At 66.6% G+C, this 9413-nt stretch carries 4 protein-coding genes; 1 reads left to right on the top strand and 3 read right to left on the bottom strand.

The features are described from left to right. Positions 1-505 precede the first annotated feature (505 nt). From ACZ9YD_RS00735 to ACZ9YD_RS00725, 3 genes are all read right to left on the bottom strand, one after another. Positions 506-3385 (bottom strand): glycosyl hydrolase 115 family protein, encoded by a 2880-nt coding sequence (locus tag ACZ9YD_RS00735; RefSeq protein ID WP_465073222.1) that lies wholly within the window; start codon positions 3383-3385, stop codon positions 506-508. After that, on the bottom strand, positions 3382-4464 hold the full coding sequence (locus ACZ9YD_RS00730; protein ID WP_465073220.1) for an endo-1,4-beta-xylanase: 1083 nt from the start codon (positions 4462-4464) through the stop codon (positions 3382-3384). Before ACZ9YD_RS00730 ends, ACZ9YD_RS00735 begins: the two co-directional genes overlap by 4 nt. A 194-nt stretch (positions 4465-4658) precedes the next feature. Then, positions 4659-5963 carry an MFS transporter gene (locus ACZ9YD_RS00725; protein WP_465073219.1) on the bottom strand — a complete coding sequence of 435 codons (1305 nt, stop codon included), beginning with the start codon at positions 5961-5963 and terminating at the stop codon, positions 4659-4661. Positions 5964-6341: 378 nt separating this feature from the next. On the opposite strand from ACZ9YD_RS00725, the gene ACZ9YD_RS00720 reads away from it, so the two are divergent. Next, entirely contained in the window at positions 6342-9314 is a 2973-nt protein-coding gene (locus ACZ9YD_RS00720) for a TonB-dependent receptor (protein ID WP_465073218.1), read from the top strand. Positions 9315-9413 lie beyond the last annotated feature (99 nt).

Raw genomic sequence — 9413 nt, 5'->3', positions numbered from 1 at the left:
CTTTTGCCAAGACAAAAGTAAGCCGCGCGACAGCGCGGAAGCCCTGTACTTGATCTTCGCCTTGCGAGCACTTCGTCCGGCGGCGCATCGAAATCCAACGCCAAAGCGGAGAAGCGAAGCCAAGTGCAGGGCTTTCGCCCGCTGCGCGTGCGAGTCCCTTTTGGATGGACCCAAAAGGAACCAAAAGGTCCCTTCGCCGGACGCAAGCCGATGCGATGGAGCCGCTTCGGTCCCCTGCGCGCCTCGCCTGACGCGGCACGTCGCCCAAACTCGCTGCGCTCAGACATGGGCGCCTCTACGGCCGCACCAGGCTCCGGTGCTCGGCTTGCTTTACGGCTCGATTCGAAATCAAGAGCGAAGGCAACTGCCAAAGCAGGAGCAAGAACAGGAGCAGCAGCAAGAACCGGAGCAGCAGCAAGGACAGGAGCCGGAGCAGACGCCACAACCGAAAGTCCGGCCATCTCTGGAGCCCGATCGGGATCAGCCAGAAACGTCAACGCCGACATCACCGCCGCACACTCTCCGGCGGCCCGAGATAACTCGGTCGCACGCCGTCCCTCACGATCTCGATGCGCTGCACCACCACGCCCGGGTCGATCCGCCACAGCTTCAGCGTGTGCGCGCCGGCTTCGACCCGGTGGCGCGAGGTCGCGACGTGGACGCTGTCGCTGACCGCGCGCTCCCAGGCCTGGAACTGCGCGTGGCCGGGCGTGGGATCGAGCTGCATCGTGACGGTTTGCGGCGGCATGTCGTCGAACGACACGGCATAGCGCAGGCCGCCGCGGTGTGCGTAGTCGAGCGTCGGTGACAGCACGACGCGGACCTCGACCTCGCCAGCCGCGTGCAGGTGCACCGGATATTCGAGCCACGCACCGGACGCATCGGCCGGTGTTGCGGCCGCGGTCACCGGTACCGACGTCACGGATGAGAGCGTGCGACCCAGGTTCGGAATCGTTTCCCAGCCCAGACCGTCGGGCGCGACCGCGCGGGCGTGATGCGCGGCCTCGATCGCGATGTAGCCTTCGCTTTCGACGTGGCCGACGACCGGCGTCCGTGATACCGGCTTCGAAATGGGCACCACCACGCGCACCTCGGTGCGGTCGCTGCCAAGCAGGTCGACCTCGGCGACATGATCGCCGTCGGGCACCGCGTCCCAGTCGACCTCGATGCGCACTGGCGTTTCGATGTCGACTTCGCCCGATGCCGGCGTCACCCGCAGCCAGTGCTGCGAGGCCTGCGCGGTGAAGGTGAAGGGCGCACGCCCACGGTTGAAGACCATGAGATCGCGCGTGCGTGCGCCATCGGCATCGAGCGGCGGTACGCGGGCCGACGTGGTCGGCAGCGGCCAGCCGCGTGCATCGCCCTCGACTTCGACGCCCATCGTGCCGCGCTCGCGGACGTCCACCCGCGTCAGCGCCGGCAGCACGTTGCGTTCCGGTTGCTGCCAGTGGGTGTAGCCGATGCGTGGCTGCGACATCATGTGGATCCACTTGCCGCCGGCGATGTCCTGCTCATAGACGCGCGCGAGTTCGGCGTCGCGGGCGAAGCGGCGTTCGGCCTCGTCGGCCCAGGTGTTCGCGGTGGCGCGTCCCTGGGCGGCGTACTGCCGGTTGCGGGCGACGGCTACGTACAGGTGCGCGAGATTCGCGCTGGCCAGCACCGGGTATTCCACGAGCTGGTAATACGCGTCGCGATGCGCATCACCCAGTGCCGCGCCGATGCGTTGCGTGTGTTCGACCAGGGCATCCCACTGCGCCAGCACGCGGTCGGCCTCGCCGAAATTCACCAGGCTCCAGGTATCCGGCGACTGCAGTTCGGGTTTGCGGCGCGCGTTGTACTGCGTGTAGCGGGTGAGGATGTCGCCGATCTCCGCCGCGTACGCATCGCCGAACTGTTCGGCCGCGAATGCCTGCGGATAGGCCGTCAGCGCATCGACGGGATACGCATCCGGTGCCCAGGCATAGTCGAGGAAAAAGCTGATGGGAAACTCCATCGGCTTGATGTCGCCGACGTTGACCACCCACAGCCGGTCCGCGCCCTGTGCATGCGCCAGGCGCATCTGTTCCCACACGCGCTCGATCTGCGTGGTGTTGATCCACTTGTAGTTGCGCGGGCCGCCGACGTAATCGAAGTGGTAGTAGACGCCATAGCCACCGGCGCGCGTCGCGTCCGAATTCGGCAGGCGGCGGATGTTGCCCCAGTTGTCGTCGGCGAACAGCAGGGTCACGTCGTCGGGCACCTGCATGCCGGCGTCGAGATAATCCTGCACCTCCTTGTAGAGCGCCCAGACCTGCGGCGTCTCCGCCGCAGGCTTGCCGGTTTCCTCGGCTAGGATGCGGCGCTGGTCGGTGACGATGCCCTCGAGCAGGTCGATCGCGGTGCCTTCGGCCATCGGCTCGTCGCCGTCGCCGCGCATGCCCAGCGTCACCACGCTTTCGTGGTCACCCATGCGGCGGATGCCATCGCGCCAGAACGTCTGCAGTCGGTCGCGGTTTCGCGTGTAGTCCCATGGTCCTTCGCCGTAGCGCGACCATTCGACATGCGCGCGCATCATCGGCTCGTGGTGACTGGTGCCGACCACCACGCCCATCGCGTCGGCCAGCGCGGCGTTTTCCGGATCGTCGTCGGCGAAGGCGCGGCCCCACATCGCCGGCCACAGGTAATTGCCCTTGTGGCGCAGGATCAGCTGGAACACCCGTTCGTAGAACTGGTGGTTGGGCCCGCCGTAGGTGGCCTGCATCCAGCCACCGAGCGCGGGATCCTCGTCGTTAATGAAGAGCCCGCGGTAGCGCACGGCCGGTGCATCGACGAAGCGGCCGGGCGCGATGTACAGCGCGGTCTGCCGCGCCGGCGCGACGTCGGCCCACCAGGTCCATGGAGAGACGCCGATGCGGCGCGACAGTTCGTAAAGGCCGAAGGCCGTGCCGCGCCGGTCGGCGCCGACGACCAGCAGTGCGCGATCGATGCCGGGTTCGGGCGATTCGACCACCTGCAGCAGATAGGCCTCCCAGGTGCCGGCGACACCGGTGGTGTCGATGCCGTGCTCGGCCACCAGGCGATCGATCACGGCGCTGTCGCCGAGGGTGCCGGCGATGATCGCGGTGCGTGGCGTCGGTGTGTCGCCCTGCGTGCCGGACACGGCCGCGAGGTCCTCGCGCAGGGCGCGCGCTGCGTAGACGACGACGGAAGATGCGTCGTCGTCGAGGCGTACGGCGAGCGGCATGCCGGCTTCGATCAACGCCAGGCTGCCGGCGGCGGCGGTGTCGCAGACCGTGGCCGGGGCGGCGCAGTCCACGGATGGCGGGGCCGAGGCTGATACCGATGCCGTGGGCAGCAGGCAGGCGAGGGCAATCGCCACCACCCCCATCCGGACGCGCGCACTCATTCCGGGGCTCCGGCTACAGCACCTGACGCCGTGTCGCCGGTCGCCGGGGAGGGGGCGACCACCTCGCCGCGGACATAGCGGCGCAACCACTGCAGCGCCGGACGTTCGCGGCCTTCCCGATCGATCAGGTAGGCGCGCTGTTCGGTGCGCCACACGCCCGGCCGGAAGCCCCACAGTGTCACGCCCTCGACCGCCGGGTGTTCCCAGAACGTGGGGAAGATCCGCTGCATGGCGTCGAGCTGTACCGCGTCGGTCGGGCCGTCGACGTCGAGTTCGGTCACGTGGATCGGCAGGCCGGTCGAGGCCAGCAGGTCGAGGCTGTCGCGGTGTACCGACATCGGGGTCTCGGTCGTGGTCGAGAACGCGTGGCCCTGCACACCGATCACGTCGATGAGGTGTTCGGCCTGCAGCAACTGGACGATCGCGTGGTAGCGCTTCGCGTCGTCGGGCGTGTTGGTGATGCTGTAGTCGTTGAGCATCAGACGCGCGCGCGGGAAGTGCGTGCGCGCCAGCCGGAAAGAGGCGAGCACCCAGTCCCAGCCGCTCTCGCCGGCGCCGCCCAGTGCCTGCGCGTAATTGCCGCCGTCCGCGTCGTCCTGCGTCGGCGGATCGTGCAGGGGTTCGTTGACGACCTCGACGATGTCGATGTCGGGATAACGACCGGCGACCGCCGCGAACCATTCCTCGATCTCGGCGCGTTGTTCGTCCGGTGGCAGGTGACGGATCCATTCCGGCTGCTGATTGCCCCACACCATGACGTGCATCTGGAACGGCAGGCCGTTGTCCTTTGCCAACCGATAGGCGGCGTCCAGCCGGTCCCAGACCATCAGGTCACGCTGGCCTTCGACTTCGCCCCACTTGCCGGCATTCTCGGGCGTGACCTTGTTCCAGTACGCCAGAAAGTCCGCGTCCTGCAGCGGCGAATGCGCGCTGCCGAGGAATTTTTCGAGTCCATCGGCGAGAGCGGTCGAAGGGGGCGGGCTCGCCGCCGCCGCGACAGGCGTGTCGACGCTGCGGTCGCCGCAGGCGGTCAGTGCCAGCGCCAGCGCGGCCAGCAGGAACGGACGGGTCTTCTTCATCAATCTCTCTCCCTGGATCGAAACATCGAGTACCGCCGATCCCGCGCGTGGATCCGCGTCTGCGGGGTCATGCAGCCGTCGGCGCCGGACGCGTGGCGTGACATGTGCGGAGCGCACGCTCGCGAGCCCGACAGCAGCCTGCGCGATGCCGGCCGCGGCCCGTGCACGCAGCGCGCTGCGTAATGCCGATTGCATCACGCCGCACGGTCGAGCTGCGCCGGCTCGAGTCGCGGCGCGAGCAGATGGATCACCAACAGTGCGGCGAGATAGGCGCCGCCGGCCATCAGGAACAGTGCCGCGTAGCTGCCTGTGGTCTGGCGCAGCCAGCCGGCCCCGAGATTCATGAAGAAACCGCCCATCGCACCGGCAAATCCGCCGATCCCGACGACGGAGGCCACCGCGGCGCGCGGGAACATGTCCGAGGTCAGCGTGAACAGGTTGGCCGAGAAGCCCTGATGCGCAGCGGCTGCCAGGCCGATCAGCCACACGGCGACCCACTGCCCCTCGACATGGGGCGCGAACACCACCGGCAGGATGCACAGCGCGCACAGCAGCATCGCGGTCTTGCGCGCGGCATTCGCGGTCCAGCCGCGCTGCATCAGGAACGAACTAAACCAGCCTCCGCTGACCGAGCCGACATCGGCCAGCAGGAACACCGTGACCATTGGCAGGCCGATCGTGCGCAGGTCGACGCCGAAGCGGTCGGCCAGGAACATCGGAAACCAGAACAGGTAGAACCACCACACGGAATCGCTGAGGAACTTGCCGGCGGTGAACGCCCAGGTCTGGCGGAAACGCAGCAACTGCAGCCACGAGACGCGGACCGGTGGCTCGGGCGGATCGCTGTCGATCAGCGCCAGTTCCGCCGGCGACACCTTGGTGTGTTCGGCGGGCCGCCGGTACATCGGCAGCCAGAATGCCAACCAGACCAGTCCCACCAGACCGGTCGCCACGAACGCCGTGCGCCATCCCCAGGTCAGTGCCAGCCACGGCACCACGAGCGGCGCGACGATCGCGCCGATGTTGGAGCCGGCATTGAAGACGCCGGTGGCGAAGGCGCGCTCGCGTTTCGGAAACCACTCGGCGACGGTCTTGACCGCTGCAGGAAAATTGCCGGATTCACCGAGGCCGAGCGCGAACCGCATCATGCTGAAACCGGCCACCGAATTCACCAGCGCGTGCAGCGCCGCGGCGATCGACCAAACGGTCAGGTACACGCCATAACCGAGTCGTGTGCCGACGCGGTCGATGAACCACCCGGCGAACAGAAAACCGATCGCATAGGCGAGCGTGAACGATGCGCTGATGACGCCGTAGTCGCGCTCGCTCCAACCGAAGTCGGCGACGAGCGTCGGCGCCAGCACGCCAAGCACGGCGCGATCGACGTAGTTGATGGTGGTGGCGAAAAACAGAAGCGCGCAGATGACCCAGCGATAGCGGCTGACGACGCCGTGCGGCGAGGCCACTGCGGTAACGGCGCCGTCGACGATCCTGCTCATCGCGATGCATTCCCCGTCGTGCACGTGACTGCCGCCGCCATCCCCGTCCACCGACGCTGCGCGCCTCAAGAGTGATAGCGCTATCATTATCACAGCGTCAAAGTGGACGCCTCTTGCAGCGCACAAAACTGCATATGGACGCTCCGGTCATCGCATTATTCTGCAGATAAAAGCCTGTTTTGAAGCGCCGGATGCGCGACGTTGGAAGCCATGCTGCTACGCAGCGTGCGTGCACTGAATGATAGCGCTACCTTAAAAATCACGTCAGACAGCGGCGCTCGTTGGCCTGCGACGTCGGGGTTGTCCACACAATCTAGCCACACTGCAGGCGCGTCCTCGCGACCGGGCAGTCGTCACCAGAAACGGGAGGGGAGTACGGTGCAAATCCAAATTACAAGAACGGCGCTGTCGCGTGCGTTGAGTCTGGCGCTGTTGGGAATGACAAGCACATCCACGCTGGCGCAGAGCCAGCAGCCGGAGCCACCGCCCGCACCATCGGCGACGTCGCCGCAGGCCGCGGAATCCGAAGCAGTCACGCAGCTCGATACGGTCTCCGTCACCGGCTACCGCCAGAGCCTGCAGTTCGCCACGGAGGCCAAGCGGGATTCCACCGGCTTCACCGATTCGATCTTCGCCGAGGATCTGGGCAAGTTTCCGGATACCAACATCGCCGAATCGCTGACCCGCATCCCGGGCATCCAGTTGAATCGGGACGTCAACGGCGAAGGCCTCAACATCGCGATCCGCGGGCTGGGCAGCAGCTTCACCAAGACCCTGATCAACGGCGCATCGGTCGCCACGGCGTCGATCGGTCTGGATGCGACCAACCAGAACCGCGAGGTCGACCTCAACATCTTCCCCACCGAATTCTTCAGCCAGGTCACGGTGTACAAATCGCCGCAGGCCAGCCTGCCCGAAGGCGGCGCGGCCGGCGTGGTCGACATGCGCAGTGCGCGTCCGTTCGATCGTCCGGGTACGCACGTGTCGTATCAGCTGCAGGCCGATTACAACGACATGAGCGAATCGTTCAGTCCGCGTGGCTCGTCGATCTTCAGCTGGACCAACGACGAAGGCACCTTCGGAACGCTCGTCGGCGTGACGTCATCGCGCGGCAAGATCGGCGTCGAAGGGTACGAGACCATCGGCTGGACCAATCCCAACCTGACCAACGCGCAATGCGGTAACGGCGGCGCTGCAGGCGGGTTTCCCGCGCTGGGTCAGCCCTGCAACACCACGGGCGGCAACGGCTGGCGCATTCCCGATGTCGTTCCCGACAACCCGTCGACGATCGCCGCGGGCCTGACGCCCGGCCAGCCGATCGACGCCGCGTGGTTGCTCGCCAACAATCCGGGGCTGACGACGGCGCAGATCGGTGAAGCGCTGATCCCGCGTCTCGGCCGTCCCGTGCACATGTCGGGCGATCGCGACCGCGACGCGGTGATCGCATCACTGGAATGGCGGCCGAGCGATCGCCTGAACTTCTGGCTGGATGCGCTGTACACCACGGCCGAGCGAACCAACGAGCGTATCGACATCAACCTGATCGGACGCAACGGGCAGATGATCCCGTTGGACATGCAGCTCGACCCGAACAACGTCGTCACCAGTGCCACGTTCACCAACGCGCAGTTCTTCCTCGAGTACCGCCCCTACCAGGAGGAGGTGCAGTACTGGCAGGTGGCGCCGGGCGGCACGTTCTGGTTCACCGACGACATCAAGCTCGATGTCGAAGCCAACCTCAGCCGCAGCTGGATGCGTCGCGAGTCGCCGACGGTCCTGATCAATTCGCCGTTCACCACATTGCAGTACACCAAAGACGGCAGCGTGCCGGGCTGGGACACCGATCTCGATCTCAACGATCCCAATCTCGGTTGGCGCTGGACGGGTGGCGGCCGCGTCAACGTGCAGAACGAAAAGCGCGTGACCGAAACCCGCGGCCTGCGTGCCGATCTGCAGCTCGGCGAGGACTCGCGCAACGTCCGCGTCGGCGTTGCCTGGGACCGCAACCAGCGCACCATCCGCGGATTCGACAACAGCAGCGCGTGGGAGGACATCGTCTGCCGCGGCCTGAACCCGGATGGCAGCGTGCCCGATCCACGTCCCGCCTGCGCCGGCGGCCCCGGGGCCGCGGTCCCGAATTCGGCGCTGCCGGACTATCTGCTGCCCGGACCGGCAGGCTTCGTCACAGTGGATTGGGACCGCTTCCGCCAGGCCACCGATTACGCGCGCCTGCGCGATTCGGCGCCGGAATCCGCCGGCCCCAATACCGGGGGCTCGACAGGCGGCTTCTCCGAGGACACCACAGCCGCCTATATCGAGTTCAATGGCCAGAGTGAGATCTGGGATCGCAACCTCCGCTTCAACGCGGGCATGCGCTGGGTCAGCACGGACCAGGACATCGCCGGTCCGGTGACGATCGGCGGCGTGCGCCAGTACCAGACGCTGGCTGGCGAATACAGCGAATGGCTGCCGTCCTTCAGCGCGGCCTGGGATGTCGCCGACCGCGTCGTGCTGCGCATGTCGGGGTCACGCACGCTGACCCGGCCCAACCCGAGTTCGATGCTGCCGGCCACCACCTTCACCGATCAGTCGGCGCAGGTTGCCAGTCAGGGCAATCCGGAGCTCACCCCCTACATTTCGACCAACTTCGATCTCGGCGGTGAGTGGTACACCGGTGACGAAGGCTTCGTCGGGCTCACGCTGTTCAACAAGCGCGTCGAGGGCTACACCTTCCAGGGTGTGACCACGCGTCCGTTCCTGTCGCTCGGCATTCCGTTCGATGACCTCACCGATACCCAGCAGCAGGCGATCAACGATCGCGGTGGCCCGGGCACGGCGACGGTCAACGTCAACCAGCAGATCAATGCCGACGCTGCGCTCAACGTACGCGGCTGGGAAGCGATCTGGGTACAGCCGCTGAGCTTCGTGTTCGAGGGCCTGGGTTTCATGGCCAACTACACCAAGCTCGACATCACCACGACCGGTCGTGACGCCGGTGCGCTTGCCGGCAACGTCTACGGTGTGGCGCCGTCGATGTGGAACGCGACCGCGTACTGGGAGAACCGCGTGGCGTCGCTGCGGCTGTCCTACACCTGGCAGGAGGGCGCAGCAGGCACGGGCCCGAACCAGCAGGGCATTCCGAACGCGCAGATCTTCGGCGAGGACCGCGGGCAGTTGGACCTGTCGGCTGGCTACACCCTGGCCAACCTGCCGTCGAAGCCGCAGATCACCTTCAACGTGCTCAACATCACCGGCGAACAGCGGCGCTCGAACTTCTGGTACTCGAACGCCGTCAACGATCTGTACGATCCCGGCCGCACCTACAGCATCGGTATCCGGGGCACGTTCTGACCCCGAATGCCGACGCGGTTTTCTCCCCACGGTCTGTCCCGGCGCTCCGACGCCGGGGTGGACCGTGTTCTAAACATCGGCGTCCGGATAACGTCGCCG

This window comes from Luteimonas sp. AC640a, assembly GCF_979256585.1.
Note: the sequence above shows the minus strand (reverse complement) of the source record. Positions and strands in the feature narration are given on the sequence as shown.